The organism is Sphaerisporangium krabiense (assembly GCF_014200435.1).
GTDB lineage: Bacteria > Actinomycetota > Actinomycetes > Streptosporangiales > Streptosporangiaceae > Sphaerisporangium > Sphaerisporangium krabiense.
This window is the reverse complement of sequence record NZ_JACHBR010000002.1, coordinates 362,514-380,715: the sequence shown is the minus strand read 5'-3', so window position 1 is coordinate 380,715 and position 18,202 is coordinate 362,514. Positions and strand designations below refer to the sequence as shown.

At 69.9% G+C, this 18,202-nt stretch carries 22 protein-coding genes and 1 pseudogene; 14 read left to right on the top strand and 9 right to left on the bottom strand.

Annotation, left to right across the window (positions count from 1 at the left end; all coding sequences use genetic code 11):
• Window positions 1-146 precede the first annotated feature (146 nt).
• Complete coding sequence (locus BJ981_RS29715) at window positions 147-440, top strand: hypothetical protein (RefSeq protein WP_184616734.1); 294 nt, start codon at window positions 147-149, stop codon at window positions 438-440.
• Window positions 441-781: 341 nt separating this feature from the next.
• On the opposite strand, the gene BJ981_RS29710 is transcribed toward BJ981_RS29715, so the two are convergent.
• The 4 genes from BJ981_RS29710 to BJ981_RS29695 all read right to left on the bottom strand — a co-directional run bounded on the left by BJ981_RS29710 (window position 782) and on the right by BJ981_RS29695 (window position 4,075).
• Window positions 782-1,603, bottom strand: a complete 822-nt coding sequence (locus BJ981_RS29710) for a M55 family metallopeptidase (protein WP_204070309.1) — start codon at window positions 1,601-1,603, stop codon at window positions 782-784.
• A 63-nt stretch (window positions 1,604-1,666) separates the two neighbouring features.
• Entirely contained in the window at window positions 1,667-2,908 is a 1,242-nt protein-coding gene (locus BJ981_RS29705) for an RNA polymerase sigma factor (protein WP_184616732.1), read from the bottom strand.
• Between the two features lie 70 nt (window positions 2,909-2,978).
• Complete coding sequence (locus tag BJ981_RS29700; protein WP_184616731.1) at window positions 2,979-3,350, bottom strand: YciI family protein; 372 nt, start codon at window positions 3,348-3,350, stop codon at window positions 2,979-2,981.
• A gap of 41 nt (window positions 3,351-3,391) precedes the next feature.
• Window positions 3,392-4,075: a DUF998 domain-containing protein gene (locus BJ981_RS29695; protein WP_184616730.1), complete on the bottom strand. Its 684-nt coding sequence runs from the start codon at window positions 4,073-4,075 to the stop codon at window positions 3,392-3,394.
• 159 nt (window positions 4,076-4,234) lie between these two features.
• Here BJ981_RS29695 and BJ981_RS29690 point away from each other — a divergent pair, with 159 nt between their 5' ends.
• Window positions 4,235-4,669 (top strand): hypothetical protein, encoded by a 435-nt coding sequence (locus BJ981_RS29690; RefSeq protein WP_204070310.1) that lies wholly within the window; start codon window positions 4,235-4,237, stop codon window positions 4,667-4,669.
• A 178-nt stretch (window positions 4,670-4,847) separates the two neighbouring features.
• Here BJ981_RS29690 and BJ981_RS29685 read toward each other — a convergent pair whose 3' ends face one another.
• Window positions 4,848-5,429, bottom strand: coding sequence for a TetR/AcrR family transcriptional regulator (locus BJ981_RS29685; RefSeq protein WP_184616729.1), 582 nt, complete (start codon window positions 5,427-5,429; stop codon window positions 4,848-4,850).
• A 124-nt stretch (window positions 5,430-5,553) separates the two neighbouring features.
• Between BJ981_RS29685 and BJ981_RS29680 the strand changes: the two genes are divergently transcribed.
• Window positions 5,554-6,735, top strand: a complete 1,182-nt coding sequence (locus BJ981_RS29680; RefSeq protein WP_184616728.1) for an FAD-dependent oxidoreductase — start codon at window positions 5,554-5,556, stop codon at window positions 6,733-6,735.
• Window positions 6,736-6,805: 70 nt separating this feature from the next.
• Here the strand turns inward: BJ981_RS29680 and BJ981_RS29675 are convergent, their stop codons facing one another.
• Window positions 6,806-7,465, bottom strand: coding sequence for a TetR/AcrR family transcriptional regulator (locus tag BJ981_RS29675; RefSeq protein WP_184616727.1), 660 nt, complete (start codon window positions 7,463-7,465; stop codon window positions 6,806-6,808).
• 91 nt (window positions 7,466-7,556) lie between these two features.
• Between BJ981_RS29675 and BJ981_RS29670 the strand changes: the two genes are divergently transcribed.
• The 4 genes from BJ981_RS29670 (at window position 7,557) to BJ981_RS29655 (ending at window position 10,503) form a co-directional block, all read left to right on the top strand.
• Window positions 7,557-8,024 (top strand): anthrone oxygenase family protein, encoded by a 468-nt coding sequence (locus BJ981_RS29670; protein ID WP_239139302.1) that lies wholly within the window; start codon window positions 7,557-7,559, stop codon window positions 8,022-8,024.
• A gap of 31 nt (window positions 8,025-8,055) precedes the next feature.
• Window positions 8,056-8,541, top strand: a complete 486-nt coding sequence (locus BJ981_RS29665) for a hypothetical protein (protein WP_184616725.1) — start codon at window positions 8,056-8,058, stop codon at window positions 8,539-8,541.
• Between the two features lie 86 nt (window positions 8,542-8,627).
• Window positions 8,628-9,113 carry a hypothetical protein gene (locus tag BJ981_RS29660; RefSeq protein ID WP_184616724.1) on the top strand — a complete coding sequence of 162 codons (486 nt, stop codon included), beginning with the start codon at window positions 8,628-8,630 and terminating at the stop codon, window positions 9,111-9,113.
• A 436-nt stretch (window positions 9,114-9,549) separates the two neighbouring features.
• Window positions 9,550-10,503 (top strand): methyltransferase domain-containing protein, encoded by a 954-nt coding sequence (locus BJ981_RS29655; RefSeq protein ID WP_204070311.1) that lies wholly within the window; start codon window positions 9,550-9,552, stop codon window positions 10,501-10,503.
• 55 nt (window positions 10,504-10,558) lie between these two features.
• Here the strand turns inward: BJ981_RS29655 and BJ981_RS29650 are convergent, their stop codons facing one another.
• Window positions 10,559-11,941 (bottom strand): NAD-dependent succinate-semialdehyde dehydrogenase, encoded by a 1,383-nt coding sequence (locus tag BJ981_RS29650; RefSeq protein ID WP_184616723.1) that lies wholly within the window; start codon window positions 11,939-11,941, stop codon window positions 10,559-10,561.
• Between the two features lie 59 nt (window positions 11,942-12,000).
• Window positions 12,001-12,342, bottom strand: a complete 342-nt coding sequence (locus BJ981_RS29645) for an adenylate kinase family protein (RefSeq protein ID WP_184616722.1) — start codon at window positions 12,340-12,342, stop codon at window positions 12,001-12,003.
• 6 nt (window positions 12,343-12,348) lie between these two features.
• On the opposite strand from BJ981_RS29645, the gene BJ981_RS39720 reads away from it, so the two are divergent.
• Window positions 12,349-12,408 carry a hypothetical protein gene (locus BJ981_RS39720; protein ID WP_372436915.1) on the top strand — a complete coding sequence of 20 codons (60 nt, stop codon included), beginning with the start codon at window positions 12,349-12,351 and terminating at the stop codon, window positions 12,406-12,408.
• Window positions 12,409-12,539: 131 nt separating this feature from the next.
• Here BJ981_RS39720 and BJ981_RS29635 read toward each other — a convergent pair whose 3' ends face one another.
• Window positions 12,540-12,878 (bottom strand): hypothetical protein, encoded by a 339-nt coding sequence (locus BJ981_RS29635; RefSeq protein ID WP_184616721.1) that lies wholly within the window; start codon window positions 12,876-12,878, stop codon window positions 12,540-12,542.
• A 481-nt stretch (window positions 12,879-13,359) separates the two neighbouring features.
• Here BJ981_RS29635 and BJ981_RS39715 point away from each other — a divergent pair.
• From BJ981_RS39715 to BJ981_RS29610, 6 genes and pseudogenes are all read left to right on the top strand, one after another.
• Window positions 13,360-13,542: pseudogene (locus tag BJ981_RS39715) on the top strand (DnaJ C-terminal domain-containing protein); the annotation flags it as partial.
• A 285-nt stretch (window positions 13,543-13,827) separates the two neighbouring features.
• The gene (locus tag BJ981_RS39485) at window positions 13,828-14,157 is read left to right on the top strand and encodes a thioredoxin family protein (RefSeq protein WP_239139303.1); all 330 of its coding nucleotides are present in this window, start codon (window positions 13,828-13,830) and stop codon (window positions 14,155-14,157) included.
• Window positions 14,141-15,814 (top strand): FAD-dependent oxidoreductase, encoded by a 1,674-nt coding sequence (locus BJ981_RS29625; RefSeq protein ID WP_184616719.1) that lies wholly within the window; start codon window positions 14,141-14,143, stop codon window positions 15,812-15,814. The genes BJ981_RS39485 and BJ981_RS29625 overlap by 17 nt, the downstream gene beginning before the upstream one ends.
• Before the next feature lie 27 nt (window positions 15,815-15,841).
• Complete coding sequence (locus BJ981_RS29620) at window positions 15,842-16,291, top strand: DUF1931 family protein (RefSeq protein ID WP_184616718.1); 450 nt, start codon at window positions 15,842-15,844, stop codon at window positions 16,289-16,291.
• A 190-nt stretch (window positions 16,292-16,481) separates the two neighbouring features.
• Window positions 16,482-17,633, top strand: a complete 1,152-nt coding sequence (locus BJ981_RS29615; RefSeq protein ID WP_184616717.1) for a glutathione-independent formaldehyde dehydrogenase — start codon at window positions 16,482-16,484, stop codon at window positions 17,631-17,633.
• Window positions 17,634-17,747: 114 nt separating this feature from the next.
• On the top strand, window positions 17,748-18,185 hold the full coding sequence (locus tag BJ981_RS29610; protein ID WP_204070313.1) for an ester cyclase: 438 nt from the start codon (window positions 17,748-17,750) through the stop codon (window positions 18,183-18,185).
• Window positions 18,186-18,202: the final 17 nt, after the last annotated feature.

Genomic DNA, 18,202 nt, shown 5'->3' with positions numbered 1-18,202 from the left:
TCACTGAATGCGCCCGTCCCGAAGGGTCCTAGCCGTAATGTGAGTCATACAGCCGAAATATGGAGAAGTGTTTGCTTCTCGTCCCCTGTGATCGGTGCTCATCTGGAGGTGCCCCGTTTCGCTGAACGCGTGAGGAGTCCCGCGTAGTGAGAGTTCGCAGGTTTCAGGCCGTAGCCGTGCTCGCCATGGCGCTGGGCGCCGGTGTCCTGGCCGCCGCCGCGCCCGCCGCGGCCGCCCCCGTCGCCGACCATGCCGTCACCTCCGCGTTGGCGCCGCCGGACTGGTACCGGTCGCCCGACTACCCCACCCTGGCGGAGTGCCGCGTGGGCCGTGCCGACGCCCTCGCCAACGGCCAATTCAACGCCGTGGGCAACTGCTACTACTACGCGGGCGACCAAGTCGTCCGAGCCGCTTACTACTTCAACATTTACATCCCCTGAACCGACGCACGAATAGGCCGAAGGCGCGCGCCTGCCTCCGTAACCGGCACGGCGCGCACCTCCGATCCGCGAGCAGGACGGCGCACGGACGCCGGCGAAGACGCGGCGATGTTCCCCCGCAGGTTGAGGGTTTTCGTGCGACGGTCCAGCGCGGCCGACCGCGGGCGGGAGAAAGTCTCCGGCACAGGTTCAATGCCAGTCTTGGAACATGCGCCACCGGCGCCCTCACCGCCCACGCCGCGAACCGCTCAAGCAAGATGACTCCTGCCGATCAGCACCCCCTCTCCCACCCCTCCTGACACGTCCGCATGCGGACCATCGACCTTCCCCGCCGCCGGCCCCTAGCCGGGTTTGATGGTCGCCAGTTGCACCAGCAGCAGGACCAGCCGGTAGAGCTCGGCGACGTCGGCGGCGGTGAAGGTGACGGTACGGTCGCCGCCGGCGCGCGAGACGCCTGGTACGAGCGTCGCCAGGTCGACCGTGGCGGGGCTGTAGAGGTCGACCTCGACGTCCAGCGGTCCGGCGATGGTCAGCGGTGGAACCTGTCCACGCCGCGTGATGGCGTCGGCGGCTGCGGCGCGTAGCCGCTCGCGGGACTCCTCGGGGTGCAGGGCGACGGCGGCGGCCTGGCCGAGGACTTGTTTGACCGTGACGGTCACGGCCGAGGGCACCAGGTCGGCCAGTTCGGCGCAGGCGGTGTCGTCGCCGCTGAGCAGCACGACGGGCACGCCCAGGTGTCCGGCCATGGCGGCGTTGAGACCGATCTCTCCGAGGGAACGTCCGGCCACCCGCACGTCCAGGATGTCGCCGCTCATGGTGTGTGCCAGCACGGCCGGGCCGCCGCCGGCGCGGGCGTGGTAGCCGACGAGCAGGACCGCGCCGGTGTTCTCGTCGAGGCCGCCGAGCATGCCCAGCGGTCGCGGCCGGCCCCGCACCAGATGTGCCCGCCGGTCGAGCTCCTCCGGCAGCAGGTTACGGAACGGCCCGTGCGCGTCGGCGACCCACACCACGGCATCGGGTTCGGCGTCCAGGACCCCGGCGATGACGGCGTTCGCCTCGGCCGTCATGAGGGCCCGGCCGCGTTCGTAGTCGTAGCGATCCGGATTCGTCTCGGTGGGATGGACGATCCCCGAGATGCCCTCCATGTCCACAGAGATCAGCACCTTCATGGCTCCAGGAGCCTACGCGCCTTTCCCACCAGACCAACCCCCACTACGGCCGCGTCCTCAGGCGTGGCGGTCGGCTTGGTCGAGGAGGTATCGCTGTTCGATCTGGTTGCCGGTGAGGGTGGCTGCCTCGCGGTACAGGCGTGCTGCTTCGGCGGTGTTGCCGGTCATTCGCAGCAGGTGGGCGCGTACCGCGCGTTCGCGTTGGCGGGTCAGTGGGTCGTGGTCGAGGTGGAAGCGGTGGTTGAGGTCGTCGAGGAGGGCCAGGCCTCGGGCCGGGCCGTACGCCTTGGCCACCGCCACCACGCGGCTCAGCCGGACCGGCGCGGTGGGGTGGAGTCGTTCGAGCCACACGTAAAGTGCCGCGATCTGTGGCCAGTCGGTGTGCTCGGGCGAGGCGGCCGCGGCGTGCACCGCCGCGATCGCCGCCTGCAGCTGGTAGGGGCCGACCTCGCGGCGGTTCCAGACGCCGTCGATCAGCGCGGTGCCCTCGCGGATCAGGTCGGAGTCCCATCGCGATCGGTCCTGTTCGTCCAGGGGCACCAGCTCGTCGTGGCCGCCGGTTCGGGCCGGACGGCGGGCCTCGGTGAGCAGCATCAGCGCGAGCAGGCCGGTGACCTCGGCGTCGGCGGGCAGGGACGCGTGGAGCATGCGGGTCAGGCGGATGGCCTCGCCGGTCAGGTCCACGCGGGCGAGACGGGCTCCGGCGGAGGCCGTGTAGCCCTCGTTGAAGATCAGGTAGAGCACCTGCGTCACGGCGGCCACCCGGCTGTCCCGGTCGGCGCCGACCGGCGGGGTGAAGCGGGCTCCGGCGCGGGCCAGCCGCTGCTTCGCGCGGCTGATCCGGGTGCCCATGGTGCTCTCGGGGGCGCCGTAGGCGTGCGCGATCTCGGCGGTGGTCAGGCCGCCGACCGCGCGCAGCGTGAGCGCCACCTGGGAGGTGGGGCTCAGTGCGGGGTGGCAGCAGAGCAGCAGCAGGGCGAGGCTGTCGTCGCTCTCCCGCGGCGGGCCCGCCTGGCGGGCCGGCTCGTGCATGGCCAGTTCGGCGAGGCCGGCCTCGCGCTCGCGCCGGCGCCGCGCCTGGTCGGCGCGGAGCAGATCGACCATCCGCCGGTAGCCGACGCGGATCAGCCAGCTGCGCGGATCGTCCGGCACGCCGTCGGCCCGCCAGGCCCGGCTCGCGGCGAGCAGCGCCTCCTGCACCGCGTCCTCGGCGATGTCGAAGCGGCCGAAACGCCGTACCAGCGCGCCGAGCACATGGGGCGTCTCGGTGCGCAGCAGGCGTTCGATGTCGGCGTTCACGCTGCGTGCGCCTATCCCGCGGTCGCTGCGGCCGTCCGCGCGCACCGGGCACCGCCCGGCATGTCGGGAGTCACGCCGTGAAGTCCTCGCCCATGATCGGCCGGATCTCGATCGGCTCGCCCAACGCCTCGACGATCCGCGAGACGATCTCCACGGCGCGTTCCCGGCCGGCCACGTCGATGACGGCGAAGCTGGCCAGGACCTCCTTCAGCTCGGCGAACGGCCCGTCGGTCGCCACCACGCCGTCGGCGGTCCTGCGGACGGTGGCGCTGACCGCCGGATGGCCGAGGCCCTCGCTGCCGACGAACTCGCCGGTGGCGATCAGTTCTCGCTCGAACTCCTGGTAGGCGGCGAACGCCGCCAGCGCCTCCTCGGACGGGGTGTCGGCGGTCGCGGCGTCCCAGGCGGCGGCCGGGGTGTAGCTGAGCAGCAGGTACTTCATGGTGGATCCTCTTGTCGAACGTCCGGCAAGGGTATGTGAAGTCAGACGGAGCGGCGCGGCGACCGAGCCAGTGACACGGCCAGGACGGTCGTCCAGGTGAAGGCGACCAGGCCGTTGACGGCGATCTGGATGCTCATGTGGTCCGGCGACATGGGCAGCAGCAGGACGAGCGCGGCGACGCCGTTGCCGATGGCCGCCGGCACGGCCCGGCGGCGGGCGCATCGCACGGCCAGCACGATGGCGGCGACGGCCAGCGCGGTGAACGAGACGGCGGCCGCGGCCGAGTGCGCGACGCCGTGCCAGGACATCTCGGCCACCGGCCCGTCGGGGGTTCCGGCGGGGAAGCCGTTCTCCGGGTCCATGGGGAGCAGACCGGCGGCGATCATCCCGGCGCCGAAGATCGTGACGAGGATGGGCAGCGCCCGCCGGCCGATCCCCTCGGTGACGGTGAGCCTGACGCCGGCGGCCAGCGCGAGGCCGCCCACGCCGGCGAGCACGAACGTGGTGATCTGGACCCAGCCGAGGTCTCCGGTGGACAGCAGGCTGATCGGATGGCGGGTGATGTCGAAGCCCTCGCGGGTGAGCGCTTGGGCGAGGGCCGAGGCGAAGAAGACCGGCCCGGCCAGGGCGCCGGCGAGCAGCAGGCGACCGGATGAGCGGCGGACGGCGGGGACGCGCGTGGCGGTCGCAGTGGTGGTCTCGGCGGTGTTCTCGGTGGTGACCATGACTTCCTCCTTGGTGGGTTCCTGCCGCTACCTCGTGGCACGCCCCGGCCTCTCGACACCTCCGCACTGTGATGTGAAACACATCGCGGACGTGTCGAGGCGCGTGAGCCGCCTCCGAGGTACCGGCGACCAGTCACCACGACACACAAAGAGGATGAGATGTCTGAGATGCCGGAGAGCTACGAGCCGAGCGCCGACGTGAAGGCCCTGGACCGCCTGGTCGGCACCTGGGCGGTCACCGGCGGCGCCGAGGGAACCGTCCGGTACGAGTGGATGCGGGGCGGCTTCTTCCTGCTGCAGCACGTCGAGCTCACCCAGTTCGGTCAGCCTGTCACCGGCCTGGAGGTGATCGGCAACCTGCGCCCGTTCGGCGAACCGGCCGGCGCGGACGTGATGTCGCGCTTCTACGACTCGACGGGCAACACGCTCGACTACGTGTACGAGCTGGTCGGCGGCAAACTGACCATCTGGGGCGGCGCGAAGGGCGGCCCCGCCTACTACGAGGGCACGTTCAGCGCCGACGGCACCACCGTCACCGGCGCATGGGTCTACCCCGGCGGCGGCGGATACGAATCCACCATGACCCGGATCTGACCTCGGCCCACGTCGCCTCCCGGCGGGCCACCGCATCCTGCCGGAGGGCGCCGCTTGAGAAGCACCTCAGGGCTTGTTCAGGTGGATGAGGACGGCGAGGACGCGACGGCCGGGTTGTCGTCGTCAATGAGGCGCCCGCCCGCACCCGTTGCCCTGCGGCCGTCCGGCGAGGTCGCCGTCAGGTGGACCTGTGCCAGCCGTGTTCGAGGAGGTCGAAGGCGGTCTCGATGGCCAGGCGAGGATCGTCCCGGCCGTGTGCCAGGGCCAGTGTCTCAAGGGCGAAGTGCGCCAGAGCCGAGCAGGCGGGATCGTCGGCGGCGGCGCCGGAGGCGTGGGCGATGGCGTGCGCCAGGGCGGTCTCGTGGCGCATCCACATGCGGTGGGAGTACTCGCGCAGCGCCGGGGTGCCGTCGACGAGCCGCTCGTAGGAGGCGAAGGCCGGGTCGGCGGCGGTGTCCAGGCGGCTCAGCATGTGCGCACGGAGGGCCGCGACGACGGACCGGCCGGCGGGGCGCTCCAGGACGGCGGCGACCAAGGCCGCCTCCTGGTCGCCCTCCTCGTCGAAGACGAGGGCCTCCTTACCGGTGAAGTGCTTGAAGAGCGTGGTGGTGGAGACGTCGGCGGCCTCGCAGATGTCCCGGATGCTCACCTGGTCGTAGCCGTGTTCCAGGAACAGGTTCAGGGCGGCGTCGGCGATGGCCCGGCGGGTCGCGGCCTTCTTCCGCTCGCGGCGCCCCGGGGGCGATGTCGTCTCACTCACGGGTTCACTCTATCCGGAGATTGCCTGAGATAAAAGATTGACTCGTTGCACTTTTTCAATCGCTGTGCTTTCCTGGCGAGGTCGGAGCCCCCGACACCCACACCCGGCGAATCGGAGTGATCCCATGACCCCCACCGCGCCACGCATCAGCGTCATCGGAGCCGGCCCCGGCGGGCTGACCTGCGCCCGCGCCCTCCAGCGGCACGGCGTCCAGGTCACCGTCCACGAGCTCGACGCCTCCCTCGACGCCCGCCCCCAGGGCGGCACGCTCGACATGCACGCGGACAGCGGGCAGATCGCCCTGGAGGCGGCAGGGCTCCTCGACCGGTTCCGCACCCTGGCCCGCCCCGCCGGGCAGGCCAAGCGGGGGCTCACCGCGCAGGGCGAGGTCGTCGTCGACTATCGGCCCGACGAGGACGAGGACGGCGCCCCCGAGATCGACCGCGGACAGCTCCGCGCCCTGCTGGCGGACGCCCTCGAACCGGGCACCATCCGATGGGGCCGGAAGCTGGCGTCGATCACCGGCGACGGCGACGGCACCCACCGCCTGCTCTTCGAGGACGGCACCACGACGCACACCGACCTGGTCATCGGCGCCGACGGCGCCTGGTCGAAGGTACGCCCGCTGGTCAGCGACGCCACTCCCCGCTACACCGGCGTCACCTTCGTGGAGGCATGGTTCCACCACGTCGACCGCGCCCACCCGGCCGTCGCCACACTGGTGGGCGACGGGCACATCTTCGCCACCGGCGACTCCAAGGGCCTGATCGCGCAGCGCAACAGCGGCGGGCGCGTCTGCGTCTACATCGGCATCCGGGACGAGCCCGACTGGCAACGCGCCGCCGGCCTCGACCCGGCCGACACCGAGGCCGTGCGCGCCACGCTCCTGGAGCGGTTCGCCGGCTGGGACGAGAGCCTGCTCCCCCTCATCACCGACAACGACGGCCCCTACGTCAGCCGTCCGCTCTACGCCATCCCCGCCCCGCACTTCTGGCCGCACTCCCCCGGCGTCACCCTGCTCGGCGACGCCGCCCACCTGATGACCCCGTTCGGCGGCAACGGCGCCAACTACGCCATGCTGGACGGCGCCGAACTCGCCCTCGCGCTGGCCCGGCACGACGACCTCGACGAGGCCGTCACCGCGTACGAGAAGACCATGCAGACCCGCGCCGCCGATTTCGGCGACGGCATCGAGGCCCTGCACCAGGCATTCGCGCCCGGCGGCCTCGACCGCGCCGACATCCCCGACTTCGCCCAGGAGAAGGACGACTACAGGGCCCGAGCCGCCGCGTACCGGGCCACCTGACCGCCCCTCTGGTCCGGCCTTCGCACATCGACGTGCGACGTGGCCGGGTCCGGGCGCGCGGGTGGGATCGTCAGCCCTGGAGGAGGGTGGCCGCGAGGATCCAGGCGAGCCATTCCTCGTACTCGGCCTCGGTCCACTCGCAGACCTCGGTCAGCTTCTCGAAGTTCTCCGTCGAGGTGAGGACGTAGATCTGTTCGGTCGCTCTGGCCGGAGTGAGGCCGGGCCGCAGGGCCCCGAGCGCGTGCAGGTGGTGGGCCGGCCCGTGGCTGCCCTTCAGCCGCTCGCGTTCGATGTCGGCCAGGACCTCCTGGAGTCCCGCGTCGGCCGGGGAGGCGGCGGCGGCCGCGCGCAGGACGCGGTGCACGGGCTGGATGCGCCGCAGGATCCCGGTGGCCATGGCGGCGTACCGGGCCAGCTTGCGCGCGGGATCGGGTTCGTCGATGATCGCCTGGACCTCGGGGCGGTCGCTCTGCGGCAGGGGCCGGGCATCGCCGGCCAGTGTGGTGTCGTAGACGAGCTTGGCCAGGGCGGGTTTTCCGCCGGGAGAGGACGTGTACAGGGTCTGGAGCGCCACGCCGGCCTCGCGGGCGACCTCGGCCATGGTCGTGTCGGCGTACCCCTTTTTGATCATCAACTTCCGTGCCGCGCCCGCGATCTTCTGCCGCGTGGCCTCGGCCTGCTCCTGCCGTAGAGCGCTGGAGTAGGCGCGGCGCTTTTTCTGCTCGGTCATCGTGCACCATGATTCCAGAACCACATTGACTAGAACTATATCTAATGAAAAAGTGCGATTCTAGTTGATCCTTCTCATGGAAGGAGGAGCGGTGTCCTTAGCGCTCGCCGCGTCCAGGATGGTCGCGTTGCTGCTGGTCGGCCTGTACGCGGGCGGAGTCGTCTTCGTGGTGCTCGCCCCGTCCGTGGCCCGCCTGCCGGGGCCCGCGTACGTCCGGTACTGGCAGGCGCTCAACGTCGACTACGGCCGCGCCATGCCGCCGCTGCTGCTGGCCGGCATCGCGACGCTGATCGTCGTGACCGCCCTGTCGTGGCGCCGTGGATGGTTCGCTCTGGGCGTCAGCGCGGCCGCCCTGATCATGGTGATCCTCACCGTGGTCCTCACCCTGACGGGCCTGGAGCCCCTCAACCGGGTGGCGGACGCCTGGAACCCCGACCTCTTGCCCGCCGACTGGCAGGAGACCCGACGGCGGTGGCTGAACCTGCACCTCGTCCGTACCGCACTCGCGCTCGCCGCGTTCGCCTGCCTGATCACCGTCCAAGCCTTCGACCGCGGCTGAACGCCGCCCCAGACCCATGAACGGAGCCCACATGAGCAGAGCCCTCGCCGCCCTCCTCGCCGGCACCCTGCTGGCCGCACTCACCCTGCTCACCACATCTCCGGCGAACGCCGACATGCTGAACATGAGGTGGTTCGTCACCTATAAGCAGAGCGTGGGTACCGAGAGATATTGGGCCGGCTATGGCGGCTACAACGTCACGGGCCTGGACCCCAACCGCATCCAGCCCACCGGAAAACTCGCCCTGTCGGGGGGAGTCATCGATGTCGGAAACCCTCTGGACGAGCGCTGCACCTGGGTGCTCTTCCGCATCACCTACTACGACTACGAGCAGGCCACGCCCAAGCAGACGGAAAAGGGGTACCGCAGCTGCGTGCCCGGACAGCGGGTGCCTTTCACCTTCGAGCACGAGGACGTCTCCAAGCTCGAGGCCAAGCCGTGCTGGAAGGGGATGTACGAGATCCCGGACCGGACGTGCGCCGACCCCTACCAGCTGATCTTCAAGACCTACCCGTGACGCGGAGCCGTCCGCGCGGCGCTGATCGTCGGGACCGCCCTGTCGTGGCGCGCGGATGCCGACCAACGAATCGAAACGGAGATGACATGAGAAGAACCCTCGCCGCCCTCCTCGCCGGCGCCCTGCTTGCCGCGTTCACCCTGTTCACCACACCTCCGGCGAACGCCGACGTGGTGAACAAGTTATGGATCGCCTACAAGCCGACTTCGGGTGGCAAGAGATATGCGGCCGCCTTCGGCGGCTACAGCATCACTGGCCTGGACCCCAACCGCATCCACCCCACCGGCAAACTCTCTCTGTCCGGGTTCGTCGCCGATGTCGGAAGCCCCACGGACGACCACTGCACCTGGGTGCTCTTCCGCATCGCCTACTACGACTACGAGAAGGCCACGCCCAAGCAGACGAACAAGGGTTACCGCAGCTGCGTGCCGAGAGAGCGGGTGCATTTCGCCTTCGAGCACGAGGACGTCTACAAGCTCGAAGCCAAGGCGTGCTGGGTGGGAAAGTACGACGTCATCCTGGATCGGACGTGCGTCGACCCCTATCAGGAGATCTTCAAGACCTACCCGTGACGCGGGAGCGCCTGGCCGGGACGCCGGCACCGTCGCTCCAGCCTCCCCAGGGTCTGGGTAACGGCGTGAATGAGCGCTCCTCCAGCAGGTCACGGTCGTCGAGTACCTCGATCGTCGGTGAGGAGCCCGACCCCCAGGTTCTTCTCCCCCTTCCCAGGCAACAGGCCGTGGGGCCGCCGTCGAGTAGATCATCGATGTGACGGCGATACGCCGGGGGCAGGCCGACCGACCTGCCCCCGGTCGAGACCATGTCCAGGGCATCCCCGCACACGCGGGGTCGACTCGATCTCCCCGGGCGATGACGGCCTTAGCCGACAGTCCGGTCAGCGCGCTGTCCCGCACCTGGTGCGCTGGCTGTGGGGGCCGGATACATGTACCCCTTCCGGCGCGTCACGGAGCAGAACCGTGCTGGAAGATGTGCGGGGTCACTGGCTGTGTGAGATATGCCTCCTTCGTCCTCGTGGCGCTGGTGGTCTGGGGAGACGACCATGTAGTGATGACCTCCTCGCCCCGCCCGCCGCACGTCGATGGCCGACCGGATCCGATAGGCGGGACTACCGCGCTCGGCGGAGAGCCCGCTCCCGCCCGCGGGTACCTGCTGGACAACGCGCGCGCCGAGGCGGGCGAGCGGTTCATTCAGCTGGCCGAGCTGTTCGACGGTGTGACGCGGGGGCACTTCGCTCGACTGGGGGTCGGGGTCGGCTCGCGCTGCTGGGAGGTGGGGGCCGGTGGCCGCAGTATCCCGGAGGCGCTGGCGGCGGCCGTCGGTCCGACCGGGCACGTGCTGGCCACGGACATCGACCCGTCGTGGCTGAAGGCAGGCGGCGGGTACGAGGTGCGCCGGCACGACGTCGCCGCTGATCCGCCTCCGGAGCCGGGGACGTTCGACCTGGTGCACGCCCGGCTCGTGCTGGTCCATGTACCCGACCGGGCTCGGGCGCTGGCCACGATGGCGGCGGCGCTGCGGCCCGGCGGCTGGCTGCTGGTCGAGGACGCCGATACCGCTCTGCAGCCACTGGCATGCCTGGACGACAGCGGCCCGGCGCAGCGGCGGGCCAACCGGCTGCGCGACGCGGTCCGGGAGCTGCTGACGCGCCGCGGCGCGGACCTGCGCTACGGCCGGACACTGCCGCGGGCATTGCGTGAGGCCGGCTTGGTAGATGTCGCCGCCGCGGGCTCTTTCCCGGTCGGCGGACCGGCCTGCGACCGGCTGGAGGCGGCGACCATCCGGCACGTGCGCGGCGAACTGCTCGCGGCCGGCCTGGCCGACGACGCCGAGCTCGACGCGCACTTGGCCGCCATCGACGCGGGCGAACTCGACCTGACACTCGCACCGCTGATCTCGGCCTGGGGACGCCGCCCAGCCGAGCACCCGCCGGCACGCGGTTAGGTGCGGATCCAGGCGTTGTCCGGCCTGCCCACAGCGCGCTCGTGGCCGGGCATGTTCACGGCGCGGCGTCGAGCGGAACGACGTCGATCAGCTTCTTGTTGACGAACTCCTGGATGCCGAGCCAGGACAGCTCCCGCCCGTAACCGGACCGCTTGATGCCACCGAAGGGCAACTCCGGCGCGGTCCAGGTGGGATGGTTGACGAAGACCATGCCGCTCTCGATGCGGTGGGCGATCTCCTTGCCGTGCTCGATGTCGGAGGTGAAAACCGCGCCACCGAGCCCGAAGCCCGTGTCGTTGGCGATGGCGATCGCCTCATCCTCGTCCCTGACGCTGAAGAACATCGCCACTGGGCCGAAGAGCTCCTGGCCGTAGACCGGATTGTCGCGGCTGACGTCGGTGAGAATCGTCGGCTGGACGAACGCTCCGATCTCCGGCACCGGGGGGCCGACCTCGGTCGCCCGGGCACCGTGCTCGACCGCCTCGGCCACCTGCGCCTTCAGCTTGTCGGCGGCCGACTGGGACGACATCGGCGGCAGGGTGGTCCGCTCGTCCATCGGGTCCCCGGCGACCAACCCGCTCATGGCCGCGGTGAACTCCTCGAGGAACTTGTCGGCGATCTGCTCGTGGATGAGGAGCCGCTTGGTGGCCACGCAGGACTGCCCGCAGTTGTTGAGCCGGCCCCACACGGCCCAGTGGACCGTCGGACCCACATCGGCGTCGGGCATGGCGATCAGCGGGTCGCTGCCACCCAGTTCGAGGGTGGTCTTCTTGATCGCCTTGCCGGCGCGCGTCGCGATGACACCGCCCGCCTCCTCGCTGCCGGTCAGGGCCACCCCCATCACGCGCGGATCGTCGATCACCTTCCCCACCTGTTCCTTGGTGACGAAAAGGTTGGTGTAGACGCCGTCCGGCGCACCGGCCTCGCGGTAGAGCTCCTCGAAGGCCAGCGCGGACCGGGGAACGCTCGACGCGTGCTTGACCATGACGACGTTGCCCGTCATCACGTTGGGTACCGCGAATCGCGCCAGCTGGTAGTACGGGAAGTTCCACGGCTGCACGCCGAACAGGACACCTAGCGGGCTGCTGACGACGACCGCCTCGCCCTTACGCGTGTCGATCGGGACGGGCTTGAGAAAGTCCTCGGCGTTGTCGGCGTAGTAGTCGAAGATGTCCGCGCTCAGGAGCACCTCTTCGATGCTCTCGCCGATCCGCTTTCCCATCTCCAGGGTCAGCAGGCGGGCGAACTCGTCCCGCCGCTCACGCAGGATCCGGGCCGCGCGTCGGGTGACGGCCGCTCGTTCGTCGAAGCTTCGCCGCCGCCACTTCTCGTACGTCGACCGAGCACGTGAAAGGGCGTCCTCGAGTTCCGCGTCGGTGATCTCCGAGAATGTGGCGACGACCTCGCCACTGTAAGGATTGACTGATTGATAAGGCATAATTCCCCCCTGAATATGCCTAATTTGGCCTTATGCCCGCCTTGCCGATGGCCGAAACGTTAAGAGGGGAGCCCAAGGAGCGTACGGATCTCTTCCTGGACGGTGTCCGGATCGCGGCTCGCGTCGACGACGAAGACCGGAGCCTTGCGCCGGAGCCGGTCCAGCAGGGCGGCGATGCTCTCCCGATGGTCATCGATCCGGGCGGTGAGCGCCTCCGGGGTGTCGACCTCCCGCGCCTCGAGGCGGCCGCCGCAGGAGTCGCAGACGCCCTCGCGCCGGGGCCGGCCCCCGATGAGGTTGTAGTCCAGGCCGCAGTCGCCGCACATCCGTCTGGACAGCGCACGGTCGCGACCGCTCGTCCGCGCCGCGCCGTCAAGCGGGCACGCCAGGCCGTCAGCCACGGCCACATCCGCGTCGAGGGGCACAAGGTCGACAAGCCCGCCTACCGCTGCGTCCAGGTCAGGTGATCGAGGTCGTGGAGCGCGGCAAGGCCAGGACACCGTTCATCATCGCCGCGACCGGTGAGTACGCCGCGGAGCATCCGGCGTATCCGCGGGTGGACCAGGACTCTCTGCGGGCCCGGTTCCTGCGGCCGTCGTCACGGCCCGCCGGCCGCCGGCAGGTGCGGAACCGAGGCACGGCGCTGTTCCGGGCTGGTCGTGACCCGCTGGCGCGGCTGGTCGGTGTCCAAGCGTGCGGGTGGACTGTCGCGGCGCCCTTCCAGGATGGCCCTGACGCCCATGGCGCCGCAGTTCGGGCAGATGATCTCGTCGCCGGTGGGGGCCAGAACCGGAACACCGTCGAGCCGGTAGAAGGCGAACACCTCGCCGAGGTCGTCGCTCACGTACTGCACGTCGTAGTCCGCCGTCCAGGTGTGCCCGCAGCGCCCGCAGACGAACCTGTAACGTTCCACGGCGATCTCGACCAGCATCGCCATGGCCGTCACCCCCGACGCTTCGTGAACTTCCCTTCATCGTTCCCGCCACCGGCTCTCGCGCACGCGCCGGACCGTTTCTTGAACCTGGAGAACGCCGCGGCCGCGCGCTCCCGGCTGAAGGGAGATCACATCGGCGGACTCGTGGAGGGAAGGCGGAAGATCCTCTCCGCGGCCGCCTCCGCGACCACGGGCGGGTCAAGTCCAGGGAGTCCGGCCCTCGCCTGCCGCCTTTGTTGTTTGATCAGAAAATGGGCATTTGGGGGTTTCGGGGAGCGATCCGGGCCCTTTGACTGGATGGAGAGATCAGAGGTCGGGGGGCTGCTCCCGGCGGTGCCCGAGGGCGTGGACCCGGCGGCGTACGCCCGGGCCGGGGCCGGGGTGGGGCGCAGGAGGCCGGGACGGATGGGCACGCGGTCCGGCCGGGCAGGAGGTCCGGTTCGAGACCGGAGAGGGCATCGACTTCGAGGAGCTGTTCGGCGGCATGTTCGGAGGGCGGGAGGGACGTGCGGGCCGCGGCTGGCGTCCGATGCCCGGCGCCGACCAGGAGGCCGAGTTGCCGCTGACGGTCGAGGAGGCCTACCGCTGCGGCCGCCGCACGATCACCCTTCCCCACCGCGGAGGTTCCCGGACGCTGGAGATCACGATCCCCCCTGGCGTCCGTAACGGGCAGCGAATCCGGCTCGCGGGTCAGGGCGGCGAGGCGAAGGTCATGGTTCCGCCCGGTTCCTCCTCCGGACGCCGCCTGCGCCTGCGGGGGCACCTTCCGCGACGCGACGGGGGATCTGTGGTTCCCGTCCTCCCAGCTTGCCGCCGCCGGGCGCCTCCAGCGGCCGCACACGCAACCGGCCGTCGACTATGCCTTGCTGGGTCTGGTGGCGGACCTCCTCGACCGCGTCGCGGAGCTCGAAGCGGCTCTGCGGAGCCGCACGAGAACTCCGGGAGGCTTCCCGTGGACGTGAACCGCCTTACTCAGAAGTCACAGGAGGCCCTGCAGGGCGCCCAGACCAAGGCGACCCGCTTCGGGCGCACCGAAGTCGACGGCGAGCATCTCCTGTTCGCGTTGCTGGAACCGCCCGAAGGGCTGGTCCCACGCCTGCTCTCGGCCGCCGGCGCCGGCGCGGGGAACGCGGACCAAGCGCCCCGGCTCTCGGAACGCTTCACCGTACAGGCCATCCCGACGCTTGTCGTGATCGATCAGGGCCGGGTCCTCACCCGGCGATCGGGCGCGGCGCCGGCTCCCGCCCCACGCGAATGGGTGGACCATGCGCTGGCCGCCTGAGCTCTGCGAGACGCCGGACCCGCAAGGGGCTTACCCCCGGCTGAGCGACGCGCAGCTCCAGGCGCTGGCCCCGCACGGCGAGCGGCGCCGGGTCCACCAGGATGAGGTCCTGTACGCGGAGGGCCTTCCGTGCGCCGAATTCTTCACGGTCCTGGCCGGCAAGGTGGCGACGGTCGAGGGATTCGGCGTCGACGATCAGGTGATCGGCGTCCACGGGGCAGGCCGGTTCCTTGGAGAGCTCAACGTGCTCACCGGCCAGGTGGGCTTCGTCACCGGTGTGGTGGCCGAGGACGGCGAGGTCCTCGCCGTGCCGGCGGACGCGCTCCGCCGCCTGGTCGCCGGGGATCCGGAACTCGGCGACCTCATCCTGCGGGCCTACCTCATCCGCCGCACGATGCTCATCGGACTGGGGGCCGGCTTCCGCGTCATCGGCTCCCGCTTCTCGGCCGACTCCCGGCGGCTGCGGGAGTTCGCGGCACGCAACCGGCTGCCGCACCGGTGGATCGACCTGGAGCAGGACCAGGAGGCCGAGCGGTTCCTGCGAAGCATGGGCGTCACCCCGGAGGAGACCCCGGTCGTGATCTGGCGTGGCGAGACGGTGCTCCGCAACCCGAGCAACGCGGAGCTGGCCCGGGCGATCGGGCTCCCCGCACCACAGGTACAGAAGGAGACCCACTGCGACCTGCTCGTCATCGGGGCCGGGCCGGCGGGGCTCGCGGCGGCGGTCTACGGGGCGTCGGAGGGCCTCGCGACGATGGTCCTGGACAACGTCGCGACGGGCGGCCAGGCGGGCACCTCCTCACGGATCGAGAACTACCTCGGCTTCCCGTCCGGGATCTCCGGCGGTGAGCTGGCGGAGCGGGCGGCGATCCAGGCCGGCAAGTTCGGCGCGCGTTTCCACGTCCCCGCACAGGCATGCGGACTGCACCTGAACGCGGGCGATCACATCGTCACCGTCGGGGAGGGCGGCACGATCCACGCGCGCACCCTGATCATCGCGACCGGCGTCCGCTACCGCAGACTCGACGTCGGGAACCTGGAAAGGTTCGAGCCCACGAGCGTCTACTACGCGGCGACCATGTTCGAAGCCCAGATGTGCGAGCGGGACCCGATCGTCGTCGTGGGCGGAGGCAACTCGGCCGGTCAGGCCGCCCTGTTCCTGGCCCGGCACGCCGCCCGCGTCCGGCTGCTCGTGCGGGACGAATCGCTGTCCAGGAACATGTCCCGCTACCTGGCCGTCGAGATCGAACGGCACCCCCGGATCCAGATCATGCTGAACACCGAGGTCCGGGAGCTGATCGGGGAAGAGAGGCTCACCGCGGTCATCGCCGAGAACAACCGCACCGGCGAGCGCTTCACGATCGAGGCCCGCGCGCTGTTCATCTTCATCGGCGCGGAGCCGTACACCACCTGGCTGGCCGACGAGATCGCGCTCGACCCGCGGGGCTACATACTGACCGGCGCGGACGCCGGCCGGTCGGGCAAGGAAGGCGTGCCCGACTCCGTCGGCCGGCCGTTCCCGCTGGAGACGAGCGGCGCAGGCGTGTTCGCGGCCGGGGACGTGCGGAGCGGGTCGGTCAAGCGGGTGGCCGCGGCGGTCGGTGAAGGCGCCATGGCCGTACGGCTGATCCACGAGTACCTCCAGGCCGGAGAGTGACTCCGGGCCGGAAGAAAGGAGACCTCCATGGTCGTCATGGCGGTGCCGAGATTCGAACGCCTCTTCCGCAGCGCCGCAGGGGTCGACGTCGACAAGGACGACCTGCGGCGCTACGGCGATTTCGTCAACGGCAAGGTCCACGACCTTCTGCTGATCGGCCAGGCCCACGCCAAGGCCAACCGTCGCGACATCATCGAACCCTGGGATCTGCCCGTCACCAAGGGCCTTCAGGAGAGCATCCACCGATTCGGCCTCCTCGATGAGGACATCGAGCTCAAACCCATCCTGGAGCAGCTCGCCGCGTTGCCCCCGCTCGACCTGTCGATCGGCGAGGAGACCATCGGCCGCCTGCCCGAGATCGTCGGAGGCCTGTCAGTGGCACTGGCCCGGACTTTCAAGATCGTGGATCCGGACGTGAAGAACCCCGCGACCGAGCAGTGGGAGCGCGCGATAGATGTCTTCGACCTGCTGCTCTGAGGCGATCGGGACTGCCTCGGCGATCAGCTCCGAACGTCCGGCGAACTCGGAGCCGCGTCCTCCCAGGGGCGCGGTCATGGCGAGCGAGGAAGGAGGAACGAACCGTTGACTGCTGTACGGCGGGGGACTTCTCGTCCTGTCGTCGACGGGTAAGGCGATCCTTCGCGATCAACCGCATGGGGAGGAAAGCATGAGAGCAGTCGTGTACAAGGGACCTCGGCAGGTCGAGGTCGAGAGTGTCCCCGACGCGCGCATAGAGCGGCCCACCGATGTCCTGGTCCGCGTCACCACGACCAACATCTGTGGGTCGGACCTGCACATGTACGAAGGCCGGACCGACTTCGAGACAGGCCGGGTCCTCGGCCACGAGAACCTCGGCGAAGTGGTCGAGGTCGGATCGGCCGTCGACCACGTCCGCGTCGGCGACGTGGTCTGCATGCCGTTCAACATCTCCTGCGGCTTCTGCGCGAACTGCGAGAGGGGCCTGACGGCCTACTGCCTCACCACCAATCCTGAGCCGGGCATGGCCGGGGCGGCGTACGGCTTCGCGGACATGGGGCCCTACAACGGCGGCCAGGCCGAGTTGTTGCGCGTGCCGTACGGCGACGTCAACTGCCTCGTCCTTCCGGACGACGCGAAGGAGAAGCAGAACGACTACGTGATGCTCGCCGACATCTGGCCCACCGGCTGGCACGCGACGCAGCTCGCCTGCGTGCAGGCGGGCGAGACCGTCGTGATCTACGGGGCCGGGCCCGTCGGGCTGATGGCCGCCTACTCCGCCACGCTCAAGAGCGCGAGCAAGGTGATGGTCGTCGACCGTCATCCCGACCGGCTCGCCAAGGCCGAGGAGATCGGCGCGATCGCGATCGACGACTCCAAGTCGCCGCCGGTCGATCAGGTCATGGAGCTCACCAAGGGCCTGGGCGCCGACCGGGGCTGCGAATGCGTGGGCTACCAGGCGCACGACCCGCAGGGGCACGAGCACCCCAACATGACGCTCAACAACCTCGTCAAATCGGTCAAGTTCACCGGGACCATCGGCGTCGTCGGCGTCTTCATTCCCACCGACCCCGGCAGCCCGGACGATCTCTACAAGCAGGGCGAGATCGCCTTCGACTACGGGATGCTCTGGTTCAAGGGCCAGACGATCGGCAACGGCCAGTGCAACGTGAAGAACTACAACCGGGCGCTCATGTCACTCATCCACGAAGGGAAGGCCCGGCCGTCCTGGGTCGTCTCGCATGAACTGGAGCTGGACGACGCACCGGGTGGCTACGAGCACTTCGACCGGCGGGATCCCGGCTGGACCAAGGTCGTCATCCATCCCGACCGGCTCAGCTGACACGCGGTGCCCGGCCACCGCCGCCAGTGCGCACGCCAACAGCGGCCGGCCCCGGGCGAGGGCCGGCCGCCGTGATGGCGCGTCCATCGCTGGAAGGGCCCTACCGAGGGGGTGATGACCATGGGCGACGCTCGCGCGCTCAAGGACAAGCTGCTCGAGGCCTTCAACGCCCACGATCTGGATCTTGTTCTTCAGTGCCACAGCCGGGACGCGGTCCTGGTGACCCCCGGGGGCGTCGCGGAAGGACACGACCAGATCGCTTCGTTCTACGAGGAGATCTTCGCAGGGTTTCCCGACCTGTGCATGACGATCTGGCACACCGTGTTCTGCACCGATCCCGCGGTGACCGAATGGATGCTCACCGGCACGCATAACGGGCCTTTGGTGCTGCCCAGCGGAGGTGTGCTGGACGGAACCGGCCGTCATGTCGCCGTTCGCGGCACCAGCGCCTGCTCCGTTGGCAACAACAAGATCATTACTCATCGGATCTACTACGACCAACTCGAACTGTACAGCCAGCTTGGTGGCGAACTCGTCTTCGACGATCACTGATCATCCGCAGGCGAGGG

Excerpts from the sequence above, each read along its gene's own strand:
- BJ981_RS29620 (WP_184616718.1), top strand. The coding sequence starts at position 15,842 with ATGGTCGTCATGGCGGTGCCGAGATTCGAACGCCTCTTCCGCAGCGCC.
- BJ981_RS29610 (WP_204070313.1), top strand. The coding sequence starts at position 17,748 with ATGACCATGGGCGACGCTCGCGCGCTCAAGGACAAGCTGCTCGAGGCC.
- BJ981_RS29690 (WP_204070310.1), top strand. The coding sequence starts at position 4,235 with ATGTCTGAGATGCCGGAGAGCTACGAGCCGAGCGCCGACGTGAAGGCC.
- BJ981_RS29635 (WP_184616721.1), bottom strand. The coding sequence starts at position 12,878 with ATGGCGATGCTGGTCGAGATCGCCGTGGAACGTTACAGGTTCGTCTGC.
- BJ981_RS29625 (WP_184616719.1), top strand. The coding sequence starts at position 14,141 with ATGCGCTGGCCGCCTGAGCTCTGCGAGACGCCGGACCCGCAAGGGGCT.
- BJ981_RS29615 (WP_184616717.1), top strand. The coding sequence starts at position 16,482 with ATGAGAGCAGTCGTGTACAAGGGACCTCGGCAGGTCGAGGTCGAGAGT.
- BJ981_RS29660 (WP_184616724.1), top strand. The coding sequence starts at position 8,628 with ATGAGAAGAACCCTCGCCGCCCTCCTCGCCGGCGCCCTGCTTGCCGCG.
- BJ981_RS29695 (WP_184616730.1), bottom strand. The coding sequence starts at position 4,075 with ATGGTCACCACCGAGAACACCGCCGAGACCACCACTGCGACCGCCACG.
- BJ981_RS29675 (WP_184616727.1), bottom strand. The coding sequence starts at position 7,465 with ATGACCGAGCAGAAAAAGCGCCGCGCCTACTCCAGCGCTCTACGGCAG.
- BJ981_RS29680 (WP_184616728.1), top strand. The coding sequence starts at position 5,554 with ATGACCCCCACCGCGCCACGCATCAGCGTCATCGGAGCCGGCCCCGGC.
- BJ981_RS29665 (WP_184616725.1), top strand. The coding sequence starts at position 8,056 with ATGAGCAGAGCCCTCGCCGCCCTCCTCGCCGGCACCCTGCTGGCCGCA.
- BJ981_RS29650 (WP_184616723.1), bottom strand. The coding sequence starts at position 11,941 with ATGCCTTATCAATCAGTCAATCCTTACAGTGGCGAGGTCGTCGCCACA.
- BJ981_RS29700 (WP_184616731.1), bottom strand. The coding sequence starts at position 3,350 with ATGAAGTACCTGCTGCTCAGCTACACCCCGGCCGCCGCCTGGGACGCC.